The sequence below is a fragment of the Trichocoleus sp. DQ-U1 genome (assembly GCF_039961925.1).
Taxonomy (GTDB): domain Bacteria; phylum Cyanobacteriota; class Cyanobacteriia; order Cyanobacteriales; family FACHB-T130; genus FACHB-T130.
The window spans coordinates 1-20,820 of sequence record NZ_JAMPKB010000087.1 but is presented as its reverse complement, the minus strand read 5'-3'; the positions used below and the strand labels follow the sequence as shown (position 1 = coordinate 20,820).

Sequence of the window (20,820 nt, the reverse complement as noted above, 5' to 3'; positions counted from 1 at the left end):
TTTCTTGTTCGTATGCTTTGACTACTTTTTCTCGAAAGTCGATGGAGTAAGGTTTCATTCTACCTGTTCATGCACTGACCTCAATGTACTCTATATACCTGCAATCTGCTGTACTTTAAGAAGCTCTAAGTGCAGATGTGTTGATTTCGCGATCGCATTGTATCCTTCAACTTAATGCGATCGCCCGTTCGTTCTTGTAGGTCGTGGTTTAGAATCCGTGTCTAGTAGAGTTTTGGCTCAATTAGTGTTTGTTTAGGCAATAGTACAACTCAAATACGATAAGAGCATGGAATGTAATGATAGAGGAACATAGGTGGACAGAATTGCAACAACGGCAATGGATTTGTGATGTCGAAGATGTAAATCTGATACCACAAGGAGCTTCATTTGTTAGCTTGTGGAAACAGTATACAAATGGCGTTGCGATCGCGCTGTCTATTCACTCTAAGAACGGTCAGTTTGTGTTGTATCAAGATGTGGGTCATGCGGCATCTGGAACAAAAAGAACTAATTGCGGTACATTTTCAACCGCAGATGCTGCGGTACATCAACTGATTCAAGAGTGCTATAGCTGGGATAATACGTGGGGTATCTAATAGCAAGCCGAGAGAAATAACGGGTGGATAAATGAGCATTGTGTAGATAGCATCACGCTTTATTACCGAGGGCATCGGGGCATAGTAACTGAAGTGCTATGGTTTGACGATACGGGAAAAGTAAAGCAAGCTTTGGCTTGTTACGCCATTAACCTAACAAGGAAGGGTGAGTTATGAAACAATCGCCAATTTCATCTGAATCGATTTCAGCACCGAGCGGTAAGACAATATACCCAGAACCTTATGCTTCCCTTGTTCAGGGACGACAAAAGCGAAAACTGGGTGAGTATTTTGGGTTGACTCATTTTGGAGTTAATTTGACCCATCTCTCACCCGGCGCAATTTCTGCTCTTGCTCACAGCCACTCAAAGCAAGAAGAATTTATCCTGGTATTGGAGGGCAACCCAACGCTGGTACTCGGCGAAGAGGAATTCGTTTTGCATCCCGGTGACTGCTATGGATTTCAGGCAGGCACAGGTATCGCCCATCAACTGATTAACCGATCCCAGGAAAATGTAACCTATCTTGAAATTGGCGATCGCACTGAGGGAGATGAGGTGGAATTCCCAAATGACGATCTCAAAGCAACACAATTGCCGAATGGCGAATGGGCTTTAACGCACAAAGATGGTCGCGCATATTAATAGCACTGCCTAACAACCATGCTGCACCAGAACGTTTCGCGATCGCATTCTATCTTTCAACTGAATGCGATCGCTCGATCGAGTTATGTTTGGTTTCACGTTACCTACTGATTCACAAGTAAGAATGTGATAAGTTCAACCTGGCTTACAGCAAAGGACGATCGCACTCGTTCATGCTCCGCCTTGGCATACTCCGCGAAGGCTCGGCCTCCAGCTAACGGCAAAGCCGCATCGGCGTGGTAGGTTGCGACATAGGTTAATGTTGGATAAGACTAATATAAGGGGTGGTATCTAGCAAAAATGACGAATAACGCCCAAGATCCCAAACTTAAGCTGCAAAGTTTCTGTTTTATCCCTTAAAACTAGGGTATTATCCAGCAAATCTGATGGATAATCTTGAAAGGCAAAGGTGTTATACAGCAGATCTGACGTTAAATACATAGTTATGTGGCATAAGTTCTAGGGAAGAATACATATCAGAAAAGTTGAGTAGAACCTATGGAACTTTTCTTTCACGATGTAGGCTTGAAAGGTGCAACAAGAGACTTTCCCAAAACTGTGTTCAGTCAGGTTCCCATCTCACTTGTTGGACAGAGTGTTCCCAATAATGAGCAGTATAAAGCTGCACTTTTAGAAGAATTACAAAGTAAATTTCCCTCTGGTCGCTTTAATTGCTGGGGAGTACCATCAGGAGCAAACAGTGTCATTAAAACTTTAAAGGTAGGTGACGCTATGCTCCTAATCAAAACTACAGGTGGCGCTGGAGAAATACCAGCCTTAGGGATAGTAAAAGTTTTCCAAAAGCATCAGATGCACGAGCTATCTATAGCATTGTGGGGGGAAGCCAAATTTCCATATATTTTTTTCTTTGATACTGAATTAATTTCTTTGACATGGCAAGTTTTTAAGAGTCATGTTGGCTATGACTCAAAATTCAGACCAAGTGGCAATGTCTATAGAGTACGCAGCGACAGACTTGAACAGGTTAACGGAGTAGAAGGTTATTTAAGCAGCCTTATTCTTAAAAGCGACAAGTATCAAGAGCAGGAAAGTAGTAGGACTTCCAAATATAAAGAAGAATATGCTGAAGGAAGCCGAACGTCTGCAGAGCGCAGTTTTTTTAGTCGAAATCCCAACTTGGTAAAAAGTGCAAAAGCCCTTTATGGATACACTTGTCAGGTTTGCGGTTTCAATTATCAAAAAAAATATGGGGAACTTGGATTCGGTTACATCGAATGTCATCATCTAAATCCACTTTCTGAACGTTCTGAATGTGAGTGGGATGAAGAGATTAAAACAAGTATTAAAGATGTTAGAGTGCTTTGTGCAAATTGCCACAGGATGATACACCGAAAGAGACCTGCTTTGACGGTTGAAGAGTTAAAAGCGATCATTTCATCCTAAAAGGTCACATAACAATTCAAATGCAGCGGGCAGTTGATATCTGATGGTGCTGAGTTCAGGGTTATCTACCGTCGCTGATTTGAACCGTTAGACAGCTATGTATGCGACATAAACTACAAGTTGTAATCAAATAAAAGCTAATCATTAGAGGTTCTAATTGGAACTTATAGAGATTGCAGGTATGACCAAGACTTAAAGAGTAAAGTGTGACTGCTAGATTCACAGTTTGAAATCTAATTTCGCGATCGCATTCTATCCTTCAACTGAATGCGATCAAGCTGTATCGCAGATAAAGTTAGGAGCTTGGTAATCTCCTGCTAAGAGCATTGCGAATTAAAATGATGAGAATGCCTAAACCTGTAAACACTAACGCCAAAATGTGACTTTCACGAGAGGCAAAGGCAATCAGAACTAAGTTGGAAATTAGTGCTAAAGCCGGAATCGCAGCAGGAACCTGAAACCCAGTGGTTCGGGGTTCTTGCCGTTTAATGACTAGCAGTGAGAGGTTGACGAGAGAGAACATTGCCAGAATCAAGGTTGCAGTTGTTCCGGCTAGGAATTGAAGTGTACCTGAAAGCGCGAGAAAAATCACGAGCGGGAGAATGACAACCAGCGTTCGGTAAGGAGTTGCGCGGCGTGGATGTAATTTTCCTAACCAAGCTGGAAGCAGTCCTTCCCGCGACATTCCGTAAAGCAGCCGCGATGCCGTGACAAAATTCAGCAAAGCAGTATTGAGAACGGCGAACAGCGCAATCAGTGAAAAGATGACTGCTGGAAAATTTGGCTGCGATCGCTGAACGACTTCGAGAAGAGGAGCTTTCGAGGCGGCAAGTTCCGCCGAACTGATTACCTGAACGGCAAGCCAGGAAACGAGAACATAAATGATACCGGCAATCCCCAGGGAAAGCAGAATTGCTCTGGGAACATTGCGCTGGGGATCTTTCACTTCCTCGGAAACATTGACAATATCCTCAAACCCAATGAAGGCGTAGAAGGCGAGTGCTGCTCCCTGAACCACGGCTATCCAACCAATCGGTGGTGCGTTGGGGACGGGAATGGGAACCGGATTCGCTGCGCCTGCTGGGTTCCCGATGAGGAAAACGGTGGCGACAAAGATAACAATCAGAAGACCTGAAACTTCAAGAGACGTGCAAAAAATATTTAAGGCTGAGGACTCCTGCATCCCCCTAAAATTGACAAATGCAAGACCCGCAAATAGCGCCAGGATAATCAACCAATCTGGAATCGCTGGAGCAAAAGCATTGAGATAGCCTGCAAACGCTTTTGAGAGCGTCGCCATTGAAACAAGACAGGTACAAAACATCAACCAGCCTACCAAGATTGAGAGCCAATCCCGGCGAAATGCTCTGTGGATGAAACTAGCGACTCCTCCGCTTTGGGGAACTCGATTACCGAGTTCTGCATAACTTAATGCAGTGAGTGCCGCAACAGTCATGGATACCAGGAAAGAAACCCAAACCAAAGAGCCGGAAAGTCCGGCAATTTTTCCAACCACTGCATATATTCCGGCACCGAGAATATCCCCAACCCCATAAATCACCAGCGTCGGCAATCCAAACACTCGCTTGAGTGAATCCGCTTCTGCATTCGGTTCCATAAAATTTTTCTTATCCTTGTATTTACCCAATCTTGCAATCTTTCTGCTCGTCAGTATAGGGGGTAGGAGGTGGAAGCGCGATCGCAAATTGCTAAGACACAAGCCACTATTAAACAAGGCTTGCAAATAAGGACTGTTTCACCCCATTTAGGCGATCGAGAATGGCTTGGCTAGCAGCTTCATCCAGAATAATTAGTGCAGCAGCAGCAGATCCGGCATCTGAAATAATGATTCATAAACCAGTACTGCACCACCAATCGCCGCCGAATCTTCTCCAAATTGGGAAATCTCTAACCGGAATCGAGCTGCACTGTCAAAGCCATATCCGCTTCTATCGGGCAGACAATTTTGCAACATCTCATCCAATTGCTCTTGCACGTAGGGCACCAGCACCGCCAGCGATCCTCCAAAGACAATCCGTTCCGGGTTGAGTACACCCACTAACCCTCGTACACCCCAACTCAGATACATTCCCCACTGTTTCACAACCGCTTGCGCGATCGCATCCGCTTGTTCCAACCGAGACAGTAGCGTATTCAGGTCGATCGTCTCTCCACTTTGTTGATGATAGGCACTCAATAGCCCAACCTTGCTGCATAAAGCTTCTAGCGTCCCTGCACGCCCCCCTACGGATGTCTGAGAACTATGCGGGTCAATCATCAGTTCGCGAACTTCGCTCGCAGTGCCTCCCGCCCCCCGTAACAAACGATTATTCAGTACCATTCCCGCCCCCACCCCGACACCCAGAAACAGGTAGAGCAAGCTATGGCTGAGCATCGAGCCACTCAAATACGTCTCGACAAGCGCACCTGCATTCGCATCATTCTCGATAAACAACGGCACATCCAGATGAGGATTCAAATAAGGTCGCAAGTCCACATTCTGCCAATGCAATCTAGGGGCACGAAGGATAATTCCTTCCCGATTTAAAGAGCCTGGAACCGTGATGCCAATTCCCCGATATTTTGCTTCGCCGTCTGGATTTGCCTGCCAAACTTGTTGAATCAACTCGACTAATTGCTGGGTAACGGTTGCTGGCTCGGTGTCTGCGGTCATGGATGCTTCTACTCGACGAGTCACTTGTGCTGCCAGGTTGAGTTCAATGACGCGGATATTTTCATCCCCAAGGGCAACTCCGATAAAAAAGGCTCCCTCTGGATCGAGTTCTAACTCCACCCCAGGACGCCCGCCTTCTTTTCCAGATGCAGTTTCCTTTCCTTCTCGCAGGAGTCCAGTTGCAATCAGTTCTGCCGTAATCACGGTAACGGTTGAACGAGTTAAGCCCGTTCTGCGTGCAATCTCGGCGCGGCTGAGGCGCGGGTGATAGCGTAGCAAACTGAGAATCCGAGCGAAGTTGATTTGCTTGAGCAGGCTGGCATCAGTCGTGAGTTTTTTCTGGTTGGCATTTGTCTTCATAAGAAACTATCTGCCCTGTTGTTTGTTGTAATGACAAACTATCATGAGTTAGTTTGTTCGTTAAACAAACAATCTAAGATGAAATTATTGAAGTTAATCGGTCTCAGTTATGCGAACCTTCCAACAAAAACGGAATTACAACCAGCTTGAACAACTCTCTCTCCAAGTGAGTAAGTTAGTCAGCTTAAAGCTACAGGGGATGTGGCAGGCTTTTGTCAATGACTGGTACACACCGGCTGGCGAACCGCGAATCCAGCAAAAAAGCGATCGCGCTGGCAACAAATACTGGCGAGTTTGCGATCCGGCAAGCGATCGCACTATCCGCTTTGACGACAGGCAAGAATTGACGATTTGGCTGGATGAACGACATTATCGCAGATCGCAACCGAATCTCTGGAACATCAGCGACTAAGCCCATACGGTAAGCGATGTTCTTGAGAACATGAAAACTCAATTTTGCTGTGTCAAGGTTATTACCCCATCATCTCAACCCCAATTGCACTGTGCTAACCCCTGTGTAACTTCCCGCGCAAGCAGGATAGGGGTTCTAGATTTCAACCTGTGCAGCACTCGACAAACCCATTGATGAAGGAAATATCCATGAACTCCACAAAGAATATGATGACCTCTCTGTTCTCAAAAGCTCTCACCAGCCTACCGGAGCAACCCTCCTCGGCAAAAAGCCTAGGTCGCGTGCTACTGGTGGCTTCTAGCACGAACACACTGCAACTGAAAAATTATCGCGTCGTTCCCACAGGGTACTCCCTAGAAGACCTTACCGTGCCAGTCCAGCAGTTCATTGAAGCTGGCTACGAGGTGGTCATTGCCACACCCGATGGCAAAAAACCCGTCATTCTTGCTCATGCCAACGACTCCCGCTTCGACAACGATCCCGAAGCGCTACAACACGCGATCGCATTCGTTGACACCTACCCTAGTATGCAGAACCCGAAGACATTAAAAGCAGTGTTGTCAGAGGGATTGGATCGCTTCATCGGTGTCTACGTTCCCGGTGGTTATGCACCGATGAATGACTTAATGCAAGATCCGGATCTCGGACAGATACTGCGCTACTTCCATAAAACGTCGAAGCCAAGCGCCTTCTTGTCCCACGGCTCAGTGGCAATGCTAGCCGCTTTGCCGGACACCACCGCCTACCGGAAGGCTCTCGTAGATGGCGATCGAGAGGCGGCGAAGGCGGCGGCTGCGGGTTGGCAATATGCTGGCTACCGCATGACCAGCTTCTCGAACGAAGAAGAATATCCGATTGAACGGGAGATCCTCGACGGTCAGGTGCCATTCTATGTCGCCGATGCGCTAGCCAGCGCTGGCGGTCGGGTTGAGCATGGTTCGAGCGACCAAAGCTTTGTTGTGCAGGACAGAGAGCTGATCTCCGGTCAGAATCTTGCCTCGGATCGCGCGATCGCCCAAGAGTTCGTCGAAGCGCTCGACGAGGCGCGAGTTATCCCCATCTGGGTCAGAAAGCATTTTTTGGGAAAGGCTTAATGTAAATTTGCCAAGACACTGACGTTTGTCTCTTGCACCCCAACCGTTCCGCAATCGTCTTTGTCTGTAACCCTCATCTCACAGGAGCATAATGGCTGTTCGTTTTAAGATCCGAGCAGCCATTCTTGCCTTTGGTCGTGATGTCCAATAACGGTTGACGTTGCTTGTGGTTGATGTCCCTAATCGCTACTCAGCGCTTTAACTTTCCAGAAAGGTTTGATCGCTAGATTTTGCGTGTACTTGTTGTTACATTTTTTGCAACAGAGATATCAATCGGCTAAATTTAGCTGAGATTAACAGAAAATACTCTTTTATCCAGCAATTAAAAAATATATGCAGAAAATAACTCGGATTTTATTCGCTACAGCTCTAACCTTGAGCATTCTATGTTTTCCCACCAAAGCATTTGCTAAAGCTAAGATTCAGATCGCCATCCTTTTAGATTCTAGTAATAGTATGGATGGACTCATAGACCAAACTCGTACCCAACTTTGGCAAATTGTCAACTCTTTAACTAAAGTAACCAAAGATGGCGAAGTCCCAGAATTAGAAGTTGCTTTATACCATTATGGAAATGATAATTTACCCTCAGAAGAAGGTTTTGTCAGACTTTTAACTGGATTTACTCCAGAATTAGATTTAGTTTCAGAAAAGCTATTTAGTATCCAAACCAACGGCGGTCAAGAATATGCTGGCTGGGTAATCCGCTCAGCCGTAAAAGAATTAAATTGGAGTAAAGATAAAGCAGATTTTCGAGTTATTTTTATTGCAGGTAATGAATCATTCGATCAAGGCCCGATCGTTTGGCGTGAAGCAGTCGATCTCGCTGCTAAGGGAAATACTTTAGTGAATACTATCTACTGTGGTTTATCAGAAGATCGGGAGCGACAACTTTGGGCTTCAGGAGCTAATTTAGCACAAGGTAGCCACTTCAATATTAATCAAGACGAAAAAACTGAATTTATTAAGTCTCCTTACGATGAGCAAATTGCTACTTGGAATGATAAGCTCAATCAAACTTACATTCCCTATGGTGCAGAAGGAGAAGTTGGACAACAGCGTCAGACGATTGAAGATAGTAACTCCGGCATGAATTTGGCTATGCGCGGTAACTCCAAAGCTTCTGCCTATTACAACAATGCTTCTTGGGATTTGATTGATGCTCTCGATAAGGGAATCGTTAGCCTTGAGAAATTACCGAATAATGCTTTGCCGAAAGCTATGCAAGGGATGACTTTAGCTCAAAAGCAAGAATATGTAGCAGCGAAGAAGGCCGAAAGGGAGACAATTCAAAAAACGATTCGCGACTTATATCAAAAACGTAGCGAATATGTTGAAAAACAGCGCCAGGTTAGTGCTAGTAGTAGCAAAAATACCCTTGATTCTGTAATTATTCAAAGTCTCCGCAAGCAATTAGCAGCTAAAGGATTTAAGCTTCAATAATTCCTGGGCTACTCTAGAGTTAATTCAAACTTGGTTTGAGATATTCAGGACTTACGCAGAAGCCGAAAAGGAAACAAAGATGCAACCGTAACGGGTTGGTGCGTAAGCCCTATTGTGTATTAGGTGTATTAGCGATAGGGCGAGAGCGGGATACAATTTTCCTGTCCCAAAAACAGCTTGTAGGCGGGATTCTGGCTTTCATCCCAATAGCGATAACCGAGGGTATCGAGGAATGCTTGCCACTCTTCCATCTCGCGGGGAGGCACTTGCATCCCTACGACAATTCGCCCGTAGTCTGCGCCATTGTTGCGATAGTGGAACATACTAATATTCCAGTTGGGACTCATAGAACCGACGAACTTCATTAATGCGCCGGGACGTTCGGGAAACTCGAAGCGATAAAGCAATTCATCGCAAGCGAGGGGAGAACGTCCGCCAACCATGTGACGTAAGTGCAATTTGGTCAGCTCGTCATCGGTTAAGTCAAGGGTTTTGAACCCGCAAGCTTCAAAACTTTCTGCCATCTTTGCAGCATCGGCACGGTTTTGAATTTGCACGCCGACAAAAATCTGGGCTTCTTTTTCATCAGCAATGCGATAGCTAAACTCAGTAAGATTGCGTCTGCCAAGACATTCGCAAAACTTGCGGAGACTGCCCGGTTGTTCGGGAATTGTGACGGCATAAATGGCTTCCCGGCGTTCGCCAAACTCTGCTCGTTCTGCGACAAACCGGAGGCGATCGAAGTTCATGTTAGCACCGCAGGCAACAGCAACTAGCGTTTGTCCTTCGATTTGCTCCCGTTCGGCGTAGGCTTTCGCACCTGCGATCGCTAATGCACCCGCGGGTTCTAAAATCGATCGCGTATCCTCAAACACGTCTTTAATTGCAGCACAAGTGTCATCTGTACCCACCAGAATGATTTCATCGACGTACTCTTGGCACAGACGGAAGGTTTCTTCCCCGACTTCCCGCACTGCAACTCCATCGGCAAATAAACCCACATTCGACAAACGCACCCGTTTCCCGGCTTTCAGGGATTGAGACATGGCATCGGCATCAACGGGTTCAACGCCAATAATCTTAATATCGGGACGCAACCGTTTTACATACGCCGCAATACCAGCGATTAATCCACCACCGCCAATCGCCACAAAAATAGCATGAATGGGTTGCTGACATTGCCGCAGAATTTCCATCCCAATTGTCCCCTGTCCGGCAATCACATGAGGATCGTCAAAGGGGTGAATAAAGGTTAAGCCTTTTTCCGCTTCCATCTGACGGGCAAAAGCATAAGCATCGTCGTAGGTATCGCCATGCAATACAACTTCTCCCCCACGCGCTTTGACGGCATCCACCTTCACTTGCGGCGTGGTGACTGGCATGACGATAAGCGATCGCGTTCCAAGCTGACGCGCAGCCAGGGCGACTCCTTGGGCATGGTTCCCGGCGGATGCAGCAATAACACCCTGCGCCAGCATATCCGGCGACAGGTGCGCCATCTTGTTGTAAGCACCCCGCAGCTTGAAGGAAAACACTGATTGCATATCCTCCCGTTTGAGCAGGAGTTTGTTATTCAGTCGTGCGGAGAGGTTTGGGGCGTATTCTAGGGGTGTTTCTTGGGCGACATCGTAGACACGAGCCGTCAGGATTTGTACCAGGTAGTCGCAAAGCATGGCGTGAGGGGGTGGCAGATGGCGGATGGAAGACAATTTTACTTCACTGGTGATTCTGTGGTGTGGAAGTGAGGGTGGGAACACAACCATAGATTTAAATATAGGATGAGGGGCAGGAGGATTTCTTATGCCAACCACCATCCAAGAAATTTATACCCAGGTTATTCGCACTTTGTCACCAACAGAGCGGTTACGCTTGGCAACACTGATTCTCAATGATCTAGTACAGCACAATGCTGATGTTGTTGATCAAAGTGATACATGGACAGAGCAAGATCAACTCGATCTAGTTACCTTTTCCTTACAATATGCTGCAACGGACGACCCTGAGAGCGAGGAGTTCACTGAGTGAGCTTTAATCCAGGTGATGTTGTCACCGTTGATTTTCCTGGTGTCACAGGTGTTAAACGTCGTCCTGCTGTCGTGTTGTCCTCGGCAACCTATCATGCAAATCGCCCTGATGTAATTGTCGGGCTGATTACGACTCAGACAACTGCATTAGGCATAACCGATTACGTGCTTCAGGATTGGCAAGCAGCAGGTTTAAGGGTTGCGTCTGTTTTTCGGAGTTTCATTGTAACGTTGCCTCCCTCTGCCAACTTGGTTTGCATTGGGCAGTTATCAGAACGTGATTGGCAAGGTGTTCGGGATTGTGTAAAGGTGGCTCTTGCAGAATTGGACAATTAAGAACCCTAGTGCCCGTCTCGCCACTTGCAGGAAGCGTGAAGATTATGAACAAAACGCTTTTTGAGCAACCTTCAAACTCTGAAGATGAGCTTTTGTCAGAGTACCGCTTCCATTACAAAAAAGCAAAGCCTAACCGCTTTACAAATCGAAGTGGAAAGCCAAAGCTAACAGTCGTTGTTTTGGATGAGGATGTTGCCGAAGTTTTCTCAACACCGGAGTCAGTAAATAAGGTGCTTCGGGCACTCATTGAAGCGATGCCTCAAGCAAGTAGTAGTAAGACAGTCTAACTGTAGGCGATCGCTTTAGCAGTCGGCAGTTGCACCATCTTGTTGTAAGCACCCCGCAGCTTGAAGGAAAAGACTGACTGCATATCTTACCGCTTCAGCAGAAGTTTTTTATTCAGTCGTGCGGAGAGGTTTGGGGCGTATTCTAGGGGCGTTTCTTGGACGACATCAGACACGAGCCGTCAGGATTTGTACCAGGTAGTCGCAAAGCATGGGGTGAAGGGGGTGGCAGATGGCGGATGGAAGACAACTTTACTTTACTCGTGGCTTTGAGGTGTGGAAGTGAGGATGCGATCGCTTTGCTAAACTGCGGACTGTATGTAAATAGTCAGCGTACATACGAAATTGCTAAAGTTTTGATAGATATAACGAGGTTAAAATCCTTTGTCCAGCTCTAGTATTGCAACACTTTAGCAAAGTAGTATAGCTCTATGGCGAAGAACGATGTCATTCTTCTTGACGGAATAATAGACCAACGGCTCTCTGAAGGCTATCCCTCTTGCAGGCGTGATGAAGTATTTGAGTTTTTTGCTTTTGAGCAGACTCTTAAGGACTTTGATCTCTCCTTTGACGAAATTGACTTTGGCTGGGTTGATGGTCGCGACGATGGTGGCGTCGATGGCTTCTTTATCTTTGTGAATGGCAATTTATTGTTAGAAATAGAAGACTTTGTTTGGCCCAGGCGAAATGCCGAGATTCTTGTGTACGTTATTACCTGTAAATCTCATGAGACATTTCAACAAGCACCTCTAAATGCGCTTCTTGCTAGCATTCAGGAACTGTTCGATTTAGGCATAGAGCTTGATAACCTTTGTGGTGCCTACTCTGATGAACTGTTAGATGCACGAAAACGTCTTCATCAAGCTTATCGGCGTCTCTCAGCAGTTAATCCAAGCTTCACTATACGCTTTGCCTATGTTTCGCGGGGAGACTCTAATGCTGTTGCAGAAAACGTTCGTGCTAGATCCGAACAGATTGTTGCTCTTACAAAAACTTTATTTAGTGCATGTAAAGCTCAGTTCGACTTTCTAGGTGCTGCGGAACTTATCTCACTTTATCGTCGCATAAAATCGTTTTCTCTGTCACTTCGCTTTCTAGAAATTCTTTCACTAGAGCGTGCTAGTTACGTTTTGCTTACACAAATAGAAGATTATTGCCGCTTTGTTACTGATGAGAGCGGAGCTATCCGGCGCTATTTATTCGACTCTAATGTGCGAGACTACTTGGGATCAACTGGTGTAAATGAGGATATATTAATTTCGCTTGCAGATCCTACCGCACCTGATTTCTGGTGGCTTAATAACGGCGTTACAATGCTTGCTAGTCATGCATTTATAGATGGGAAAGAACTTCATATTGAAGATATTCAGATTGTCAATGGACTCCAAACTACAGAGAGTGTCTATAAACACTTTCAAACGCTTGGCTCTCAATCGTATAACCGCTCTCTTCTTGTTAAAGTTCTTGTATCCTCTGACGCAACTGTTCGAGATCGTATTATCCGTGCAACAAATAACCAAACCCCTGTTGAACTTGCCTCTTTGCGTGCAACAGATAAAATTCAGCGTGACATCGAAGAGATACTTGAGCGACATGGATGGTTTTACGAACGGCGTAAAAACTACTACCGCAACATTGGAAAACCATCGACTAGGTTTGTGACACCAATGTATCTTGCAAGTGGAATGGTTGCTTTGCTTATGAAAAACCCTGCAAAGGCCGCACGGCTTCGAGCACGTTTCATGCGAAGCGACGAGACTTATGTACAAGTATTTTCAGACTCTATACCTTTACAGGCTTGGGTCTCCATCGTTGAGGTGATCAAGCGAACTGAAGAGGGACTAGAGCGAGTTCGTCCAGATGAAGAACGTTTTCTAGCAAAGTGGAGAAGCTTGGTTGCTTTAGTGTCGGTGTCCCGGATCTTTCAGACCTTTACATTCACATCACAGAATCTTATCCAACTAGATGTTAAAGCCCTTATTCCTGAGTTGATTGAAGAAACATGGGCATTGATTCAAAGCCAACGCAGCGAGAAACCAAAGTCTAAAGATTTCCGGAGTCCTGAGCTTGTCAGGAAATGTTGCCAAACTGCTGCGAGTACTTATGGCATAGCTCTTCCTCAAGTTGTTGGGCGACGTACAATTGATGATAATCTTCCACCAAAAGGAAAAACTTTACCTGAAGAGTTTCTCAAGGCTGTAGACGCAGTTCTTCCTGAACAGCCTTGGAAACCTGGTGTTCACGCTGAGATTGCTACTCATCTAGGTTGTAAGCCTTACAAAGTGAGTCAGGCGATCCGTCAACTTGTAGACAGTGGCCGACGATATCATCAAAAAGATGGGGTTGTGTATGACGCTGATGGTAAAGTCTTAATGGTGGACTCCAGTAGGGAGATTTAAATCTGCCAAAGCCACGTGCGATCACGCTTCGCCGTAGTAGCCCGTCTAAGCTAAAATGCTGGGTTAGAAAAATCCATAAAAGTGCCTTTTGACAGAATTTCGATAATTGCTGTATCCACTAAATTAGACTAGACGCGCTAGTAAGTTGAGAAAACGCAAGGAAACCCAACATCCCATTATTCACTAGCAACACAACAATTCCATTCAATCGGACTATCCACACCCCAATCTCTCGCGTAAGCACCATCCCGCGTATAGCAATGGAAACTGGAAGCAAAGTTGAGGCGTAACTAGGCACAATCCTCATCTTGAAGCTATATAAGCGCGATCGCAAGCAGGAATGAAGAAAGCGATCGCTCGTGGAGGTTGGTTTTGGCTGTATGTAGAAGTGCGATCACAGTTGCAACCGTGTCAAGTTACCGCCAGGTTATCTGTGGAACGACCAAGATTACATTGCCTCGTCAAGTTCGGTTGTAAGTGAGTTTCAGGCTCTTGGATTAGAACAGAACAGTACAATGATTACAGAGTATTTTCTGCAACAATGCAACCACCATGAGCAAGCTACTTGAACAGGCGATCGCAAGAGTCATGCAGCTTCCTGAAACCGAACAAGATGCAATCGCAGCATTTATCCTTGAAGAGCTTGAAGATGAAGCTTGTTGGGATAGAGCGTTTTCACAGTCTCAGGATATGCTTGCCAAACTTGCAGCAGAGGCATTAGCTGAAGATCGGGCAGGCAAAACCCAAGAGTTAGATCCAAAAACCCTGTGAAATCTAGAACAACATCTCAGTTTCGCAAAGCATTTGCCACTATTCCTCAGCAGGTTCAGCAACAAGCACGCGACGCATATCGGCAGTTCAAGCAAGATCCTTGGCATCCTAGTCTTCGCTTCAAGCAAGTCCATCCTACCCTTCCTATCTATTCTGCTCGTGTTAGTAAAAGTTATCGTGCTGTCGGCGTGAGAAACGAGAATGGTATTGTGTGGTTTTGGATTGGTACACATACAGACTACGACAAGTTGCTCTCCCAGTTATAGCGATCGCTCACATTAGTTTTGGCTGTATATACAAAATGCGATCGCCTTTGGTACGCTACGCGATCGCATTTCATAAGCGAACAATTCAGTGAATCTCTCAACCGCTTATTCCCTTGCTTAGTAAAGGCTATAGGCAATGCATCTGAGAGATGGGGCGAATAGGAGAGGAGACAATGATTTTTAACCAAGACTGAACCATCTTTACTCTTGCCCGGTCTAAGGTAATACAACAATCAAATGCGTTGTTGCTACAACACTAACAACCCGGAATTTGCACAGTTATGAAGATGAAACCTTTGTTCTTCTTGCCAGGAGCGATCGCGTTGATGCTTGCCGCTTCCCCAATGATTCCCGCTTTCACCAATGTTGCCTTTGCAGGTCCTGGTCGTGGTGGCGCAGGAATGAAGTATGACCAGCTGAATTTGACTGATGCTCAAAAAGCACAAATGCAGCAAATTAAAGAGTCTACCCGGCAGCAAATGGATGCTATTTTCACCGCAGAGCAAAAGGAACAAATGCGCCTTGCTAAAGAGCAACGGCAAAGACCGAATCTAAACTTGACGGAAGACCAGAAAACAAGACTCCAAGCGGTTCGCCAGAGTAGCAAGAGCCAGATGGAAGCAGTGTTGACTGCTGAGCAAAAACAACAACTTGAGCAATTGCGCCAGCAATGGCGTCAACGCCGTCAACAACCACAGTCCTAACGGGGGCGTTGCTATTGCTTTGTAAGAAAAAGTAGCTCGAAAGGAGTTTACCTAGCAAGTACACAGCATCAAGGGGGCATGGGAATAATCACTTCCCATGCCCTCTTGTTTTCATCAAACGCAGACTGTATTTGGTCTAGCAAAACATCTGTTTCAATTTCCAAGAATATTGAACAATAATTTTATAAATATTCTTTCATAGCTATTAATTATAGGCTTGCTTTGCCTCTAAAAGTTAATTGATCCAAAAGAGTTATGAAATATAAATAAATCCAAGGCTCAAAATTTTATCGAGTACAATTCAAGAAAAACCTTAGTTTTCAAGGAAGCAACGTATGGAAAAATCAATTATTCAGTTGGTTGATGAACTACCAACTGATAATATTACGGTTAAAGTTTTAAAGGCTCTTGATTATGTAGTGCCAAGTCAGTGGAATAACTTAGTAGGGTTTGATAATAGTATCCGTAGTATTACTGGAGAAACTGATGCCAAGGTAATTCAAAAAACCCGCGATCGCGCTGTTGCTTTATATCACGATCCTCAACAAGGCTATCAGACCGCAATCAAACTTTATCAAACAATTGATAAAGCAGATACAGCGATGGCAGCGGCGGCTTTAGCCAATAAAGTTAGTGAAAAAATAAGCTTTCTCTCTTTTTTGGGCAACATCACTCCCAAAGCAGACGTAACTCAAAGTATTGACCTTGTTCTAAAAATCGCTATCGAAATTATCGCCTTCTGTAAACTGAATGGCATTCCCCAACCGAATCCACAAGAATTTGCTACTTCTCTCGCTAACAACTATAAAGATGCATCCCTAACGCGGATGATGGCTTTAGTTTGTATAGATGGAATTTTGCCATTGGGTCCTGACTTTCTCAGCAAAATTCAGGGAGTGATTAATGGCGCTGATACTGGCGTATTAGCTCAAAATCCGGTTTTTTTAGCCGTCCAGAATTTTCTACCAGGAAATAATCCCTCTGATAAACTTGGTTTTCTCACTCAGGGTTTCAACTCTGTGCAAGGCTGGATGCAGAATTTAGTATCCAAGACAGGCGTCACCCCGCAATCTATTTCTAATAGTTTGGGTAATTTTATCCAGATTGCTGATGATAACTTAGACTTTGTCGCAGCTTTTTTGGATCAAACCACCAATTACTACGAGCATACAGGGGTTCAAAGTGTGGCTCGCAGTTTAATTTTAAAGGCCCATACTTTAGTAAAAGAGGAAGTTACGGAAGAGGAGCCAAAACTCCATCAAGATGTTTCCTCAACTGTAATATCAGATACCTATCAGTATGCAGTAGGTCAAACAGTAGAAGTCTGGGATAGTGAGGAAGAAGATTGGTATCAAGCAACGCTTCAGAAAATTAAAGATAACCAATACTTTGTTCATTACATCGGTTACGGTTCATCCCATGATGAGTGGATTGACGAAGATGACATTCGTATTCCCAATAGTGGCTCATCCGATGACAACGGATATACGGTGGGTCAAAAGGTAAAAGGTTGGGATGATGAAGAAGAAGATTGGTATTCTGCAACGATTGAGAAGATCCAAGGCCAGCAATACTTTATTCATTACATTGGTTACGATTCATCCTATGACAAGTGGGTCGATCTGGACGAGATTTGCTAACTTCTGAATGAGCAAGGAGTCAAATCAGCGATCGCTCTCATGGTCAGTCGTCCACCATTAGAGCGATCTCTCTTTTTTTCAGGCAGGCAACAAAGGCGTAATCCTATAATGTAATTCAGAGATATTTCATCCACAAGCTTATCTGTGAATCAGAAAGCATAAAAGTCTTAAAAGTCAATGGTTGAAACAATTATTGTTTTTCTGATCGTTGGACTGATTATCACTGGGATTTTAGTCAATCCTGTCCTAGTTAAACGGCGACGGAACCGCCTGCAACAACGTCCTTTTTTACCCTTATGGAATGCGATTGTTGAGAATAATCTTCCTGTTTACCTTTTTCTTTCTCCCGCTGAACGAAAACGGCTTCAGGGACACATTCAAGTGTTTTTATCAGAAAAACAATTTATTGGTTGTGGAGGATTAGCGGTAACGGAAGAAATGAAGGTGATTATTGCGGCTGTCGCCTGCTTACTCCTACTCAACGAGCGAGAAACCTACTTTCCTAAACTTCGTTCGATTCTGGTTTACCCTAGCACATATCTTGTTAATGAAACCGCTTACACCGGGAATTATATTGTTGAAGAAAGACGTGTAGCCAGATTGGGGGAATCGTGGACAAATGACCAACTGGTACTGTCTTGGGAACAGGTGAAGCAAGACACCTACAATTGGCGGGATGGACATAACGTGGTGCTTCATGAATTTGCCCATCAGTTAGATCAAGAAGATGGTAAAGCTGAGGGTGTTCCTATTTTGCAGCGAGATTCAGACTATGACCTTTGGGCAAAGGTGATGACAGAAGAATATCAACAACTCTGCAATGATATTCAACGAGGCGTAAAAACCGTAATGAATAGTTATGGTGCAACGAATCCTGCCGAATTTTTTGCTGTAGCAACAGAGACTTTTTTTGAAAAACCCCGCCAATTGCTGAAGCAGCATCCAGCACTTTATGATCAACTGCAACGCTACTATAAACTAGATCCAGTGCAATGGGTTTAAATAGTTTTAATTTCATCGAAGGTTAGCGCGATCGCCCAACTACACCGATCGCAAGCGAGGCTGCTTAATCGCAGACAGCAACGAAACCACGCAATTCTCCCAAAGGCTTAAGCTGCGATCGCTCTCATTTAAGCCTTTCTACTGAAACTTAAGCTCAAATGATGTTTCTAAAGTAGATTCGGGAACTATAAGGTAAGATTCCATACTTTTGTGTACTTCCTTGAAACCTTCTGCTGAGCGACCCCCTTGAATATCAAAACAGCTCGTCCTGCTAAGTCTACGCACCAGTTTCCCTTGCGTCTGATTCTTATCGTTCCCTTTGTATTACAAATATTTGCAGCGGTAGGGTTAGTCGGCTATCTGTCATTTAGAAACGGGCAGAAAGCAGTCAATGACCTAGCCAATCAACTGATTGACAAAGCGAGTCAACAGGTTGATGAACACTTGGATACATATCTGGCGCTGCCACAGCAATTAAACCAAGTCAATGCAGATGCGATCGCTTCTGGACGATTGAATCTGAATGACCCTAAAGCTAGCGAACAGTATTTCTGGAGTCAAGCTAGAGCATTTGAAACAATCAGCTACATTGGCTATGCTCTACCGAATGGTGCCGAATCAGGCGCTGGGCGTTGGGTAAATGGCGTGAATCTCCTGGTTTTTGAAAATCTCCCTGGAAACGGTGTGGCATCGGATTACATCGCCGATCAACGGGGCAACCGGAAAAGCCTTTTGCAGAGTTATCAGGCCGATCCTTTTTTACCACCAGGAGTGAAAGACATCATTAAAGCAGGTAAGCCAGCCTGGGCTGGTATCTACACATACGCATTTGAGAACACGGTACAGATTACTGAAGCAGGTAAGGCAATAAAAAGCCACAGCGGCACTTCTGACATTGGTCTTAATTACTATGTTGCAGTTCCTGCTAGATATCCCATTTATGACCAGAAGGGCAAGCTACGCAGCCTTTTGATGGTAGATTTGCTGCTAACGAATGTGAGTGAATTTCTTCGCAACCTGAAAGTTAGCCCTTCTGGACAAGTGTTTATCATGGAACGCGATGGCTTGCTGATAGGCAGTTCCAGCACTAAACCAGTAGTACACAAAGTCAATGGTGAGACAAAACGCCTGAGTGCGCTAGAAACCCCAGATCCGTTGATTCGCGCTGTAGCAGAAAAATTAAAAAAACAATTTAATAATTTCACAACCTTTCAAAATACTCAAGAACTTGAGGTGACTTTCAACGGGCAGCGTCAGTTTATTCAAGTCACGCCCTGGCGCGATCGCTTTGGCTTGGACTGGCTGGTGGTTGTCACCGTGCCGGAATCTGATTTCACTTCTCAAATTAACGCCAACACTCGCACAACTATCCTCCTGTGTCTGGGAGCGTTGGCAGCGGCAACGATTTTAGGAATCTATACATCACGCTGGATTACTCGTCCGATCTTAAAGTTGAGCCAAGCATCGGAAGCGATCGCGACTGGACAGTTAGACCAAACCGTTGAAACGACCAACATCAAAGAACTAGATGCCGTGGCACAGTCCTTCAATCACATGGCTTCTCAGTTACAAGATTCCTTTAACGAACTGGCGCAGACGAACGCCGAATTGGAAAATCGAGTCGAAGTCAGGACAGCAGAACTCTCACAAACCCTGGTTGATTTACGGCGCACTCAAGCACAAGTGATCCAGACCGAAAAAATGTCCAGTTTGGGACAATTGGTGGCTGGAGTAGCTCATGAAATTAACAATCCGGTCAACTTTATTCATGGCAATGTCACTTTTGTCGATGAATATGCTCAGAATCTTCTAGAGTTAGTGCAGCTTTACCAGCAAGAATATCCCCTTCCCACACCTGCAATTGAAGCCAAAATTGATGAGATGGATTTAGAGTTTCTCAACCAAGATATGTTGAAGTTGCTCTCATCCATGAAACTAGGGACTGAACGGATTCGAGAAATTGTTAAATCGTTAAGGACGTTCTCTCGATTGGATGAAGCGGACATGAAGGAAGTAGATATCCATGAAGGAATTGAAAGTACGCTGCTGATCTTGCAACATCGCCTGAAACCCAAACCAGACCGCCCAGTAATCGCAGTGATTAGAGACTATGGAAAGTTGCCCCTTGTGGAGTGTTATCCTGGACAACTCAACCAAGTCTTAATGAATATCGTGGTAAACGCGATTGATGCACTCGAAGAAACCAAAGCCAATTGCACGTATCAGGAGAAAAAAGACCATCCCGATCAAATCACTATCTCCACTTCAGTGATTGATTCGCAATGGGTGCAAATCGCGATCGCGGATAATGGCGTTGGTATTCCCAAAGACATTCAGCAACGGATATTCAATCCCTTCTTCACAACTAAGCCGGTTGGGAAAGGAACGGGGATGGGGATGTCCATCAGCTATCAAATTGTCACAGAAAAGCATGGCGGTAAATTGGAATGCTTCTCCACTCCTGGTGAGGGAACCGAGTTTGTGATTCAGATTCCCATCCGTCAACAACTCAGCGCTGCTATCTAACGGTATTCAGGGGATGCGAGGCGGACTGAGCAAGCTGAGCGGTATAACATATGAGTAAATGCGAATGCGATCGCAAGCTTTCCAACAACGATCTAGCCGATGCGAGCGCCTATACTAAAATTTAGACAATAGACCTCCTGCACGAATCGGAAGATAGTGTGCCAGTTTGTAATCGCAGGCGGCACAATTAGAGTGAAACCGTATCGAAGCCTCAGAAGTGCTATGCCGTATCCAGACTTAC

Annotated in this window: 19 protein-coding genes and 1 pseudogene; 16 read left to right on the top strand and 4 right to left on the bottom strand. The window is 45.1% G+C overall.

Going from position 1 to position 20,820, the window contains the following annotated elements:
- The first annotated feature begins 296 nt into the window (after positions 1–296).
- From NDI34_RS24035 to NDI34_RS24025, 3 genes are all read left to right on the top strand, one after another.
- Positions 297–596 carry a hypothetical protein gene (locus NDI34_RS24035; RefSeq protein WP_348234056.1) on the top strand — a complete coding sequence of 100 codons (300 nt, stop codon included), beginning with the start codon at positions 297–299 and terminating at the stop codon, positions 594–596.
- A gap of 173 nt (positions 597–769) precedes the next feature.
- The gene (locus NDI34_RS24030; RefSeq protein ID WP_348234055.1) at positions 770–1,240 is read left to right on the top strand and encodes a cupin domain-containing protein; all 471 of its coding nucleotides are present in this window, start codon (positions 770–772) and stop codon (positions 1,238–1,240) included.
- A 498-nt stretch (positions 1,241–1,738) separates the two neighbouring features.
- The gene (locus tag NDI34_RS24025) at positions 1,739–2,644 is read left to right on the top strand and encodes an HNH endonuclease (RefSeq protein WP_348234054.1); all 906 of its coding nucleotides are present in this window, start codon (positions 1,739–1,741) and stop codon (positions 2,642–2,644) included.
- A gap of 295 nt (positions 2,645–2,939) precedes the next feature.
- Here the strand turns inward: NDI34_RS24025 and NDI34_RS24020 are convergent, their stop codons facing one another.
- Positions 2,940–4,262, bottom strand: coding sequence for an amino acid permease (locus NDI34_RS24020; RefSeq protein ID WP_348234053.1), 1,323 nt, complete (start codon positions 4,260–4,262; stop codon positions 2,940–2,942).
- 192 nt (positions 4,263–4,454) lie between these two features.
- The gene (locus tag NDI34_RS24015) at positions 4,455–5,678 is read right to left on the bottom strand and encodes an ROK family transcriptional regulator (protein WP_348234052.1); all 1,224 of its coding nucleotides are present in this window, start codon (positions 5,676–5,678) and stop codon (positions 4,455–4,457) included.
- Between the two features lie 109 nt (positions 5,679–5,787).
- On the opposite strand from NDI34_RS24015, the gene NDI34_RS24010 reads away from it, so the two are divergent.
- From NDI34_RS24010 to NDI34_RS24000, 3 genes are all read left to right on the top strand, one after another.
- Entirely contained in the window at positions 5,788–6,090 is a 303-nt protein-coding gene (locus tag NDI34_RS24010; RefSeq protein WP_190430140.1) for a hypothetical protein, read from the top strand.
- 188 nt (positions 6,091–6,278) lie between these two features.
- Complete coding sequence (locus tag NDI34_RS24005) at positions 6,279–7,184, top strand: type 1 glutamine amidotransferase domain-containing protein (RefSeq protein WP_348234051.1); 906 nt, start codon at positions 6,279–6,281, stop codon at positions 7,182–7,184.
- 333 nt (positions 7,185–7,517) lie between these two features.
- Entirely contained in the window at positions 7,518–8,627 is a 1,110-nt protein-coding gene (locus NDI34_RS24000; protein WP_348234050.1) for a vWA domain-containing protein, read from the top strand.
- A 128-nt stretch (positions 8,628–8,755) separates the two neighbouring features.
- Here the strand turns inward: NDI34_RS24000 and ilvA are convergent, their stop codons facing one another.
- Complete coding sequence (gene ilvA / locus NDI34_RS23995) at positions 8,756–10,327, bottom strand: threonine ammonia-lyase, biosynthetic (RefSeq protein WP_348234057.1); 1,572 nt, start codon at positions 10,325–10,327, stop codon at positions 8,756–8,758.
- A 100-nt stretch (positions 10,328–10,427) separates the two neighbouring features.
- On the opposite strand from ilvA, the gene NDI34_RS23990 reads away from it, so the two are divergent.
- Genes NDI34_RS23990 through NDI34_RS23980 form a run of 3 tightly spaced genes read left to right on the top strand, consistent with a single transcriptional unit; the run spans position 10,428 to position 11,274 of the window.
- The gene (locus NDI34_RS23990; protein WP_348234049.1) at positions 10,428–10,652 is read left to right on the top strand and encodes a hypothetical protein; all 225 of its coding nucleotides are present in this window, start codon (positions 10,428–10,430) and stop codon (positions 10,650–10,652) included.
- Complete coding sequence (locus NDI34_RS23985; RefSeq protein ID WP_190412443.1) at positions 10,649–10,987, top strand: type II toxin-antitoxin system PemK/MazF family toxin; 339 nt, start codon at positions 10,649–10,651, stop codon at positions 10,985–10,987. The genes NDI34_RS23990 and NDI34_RS23985 overlap by 4 nt, the downstream gene beginning before the upstream one ends.
- 44 nt (positions 10,988–11,031) lie before the next feature.
- Positions 11,032–11,274, top strand: coding sequence for a hypothetical protein (locus NDI34_RS23980; RefSeq protein ID WP_348234048.1), 243 nt, complete (start codon positions 11,032–11,034; stop codon positions 11,272–11,274).
- A gap of 23 nt (positions 11,275–11,297) precedes the next feature.
- Here the strand turns inward: NDI34_RS23980 and NDI34_RS23975 are convergent.
- A pseudogene (locus tag NDI34_RS23975) lies at positions 11,298–11,484 on the bottom strand (threonine ammonia-lyase, biosynthetic); the annotation flags it as partial.
- 218 nt (positions 11,485–11,702) lie between these two features.
- Between NDI34_RS23975 and NDI34_RS23970 the strand changes: the two are divergent.
- The 7 genes from NDI34_RS23970 to NDI34_RS23940 all read left to right on the top strand — a co-directional run bounded on the left by NDI34_RS23970 (position 11,703) and on the right by NDI34_RS23940 (position 20,579).
- Positions 11,703–13,670, top strand: a complete 1,968-nt coding sequence (locus tag NDI34_RS23970; RefSeq protein WP_190412441.1) for an AIPR family protein — start codon at positions 11,703–11,705, stop codon at positions 13,668–13,670.
- 552 nt (positions 13,671–14,222) lie between these two features.
- A complete protein-coding gene (locus tag NDI34_RS23965; RefSeq protein WP_348234047.1) occupies positions 14,223–14,441 on the top strand; it encodes a hypothetical protein in 219 nt (72 codons plus the stop codon).
- Positions 14,438–14,707, top strand: coding sequence for a hypothetical protein (locus tag NDI34_RS23960; protein WP_190412439.1), 270 nt, complete (start codon positions 14,438–14,440; stop codon positions 14,705–14,707). The genes NDI34_RS23965 and NDI34_RS23960 overlap by 4 nt, the downstream gene beginning before the upstream one ends.
- A gap of 281 nt (positions 14,708–14,988) precedes the next feature.
- Positions 14,989–15,411: a Spy/CpxP family protein refolding chaperone gene (locus NDI34_RS23955; protein ID WP_190689275.1), complete on the top strand. Its 423-nt coding sequence runs from the start codon at positions 14,989–14,991 to the stop codon at positions 15,409–15,411.
- Between the two features lie 335 nt (positions 15,412–15,746).
- Positions 15,747–17,051, top strand: coding sequence for an agenet domain-containing protein (locus tag NDI34_RS23950; protein ID WP_348234046.1), 1,305 nt, complete (start codon positions 15,747–15,749; stop codon positions 17,049–17,051).
- A 177-nt stretch (positions 17,052–17,228) separates the two neighbouring features.
- Positions 17,229–18,053: a M90 family metallopeptidase gene (locus NDI34_RS23945; protein ID WP_348234045.1), complete on the top strand. Its 825-nt coding sequence runs from the start codon at positions 17,229–17,231 to the stop codon at positions 18,051–18,053.
- Positions 18,054–18,299: 246 nt separating this feature from the next.
- On the top strand, positions 18,300–20,579 hold the full coding sequence (locus NDI34_RS23940; protein ID WP_348234044.1) for an ATP-binding protein: 2,280 nt from the start codon (positions 18,300–18,302) through the stop codon (positions 20,577–20,579).
- Positions 20,580–20,820: the final 241 nt, after the last annotated feature.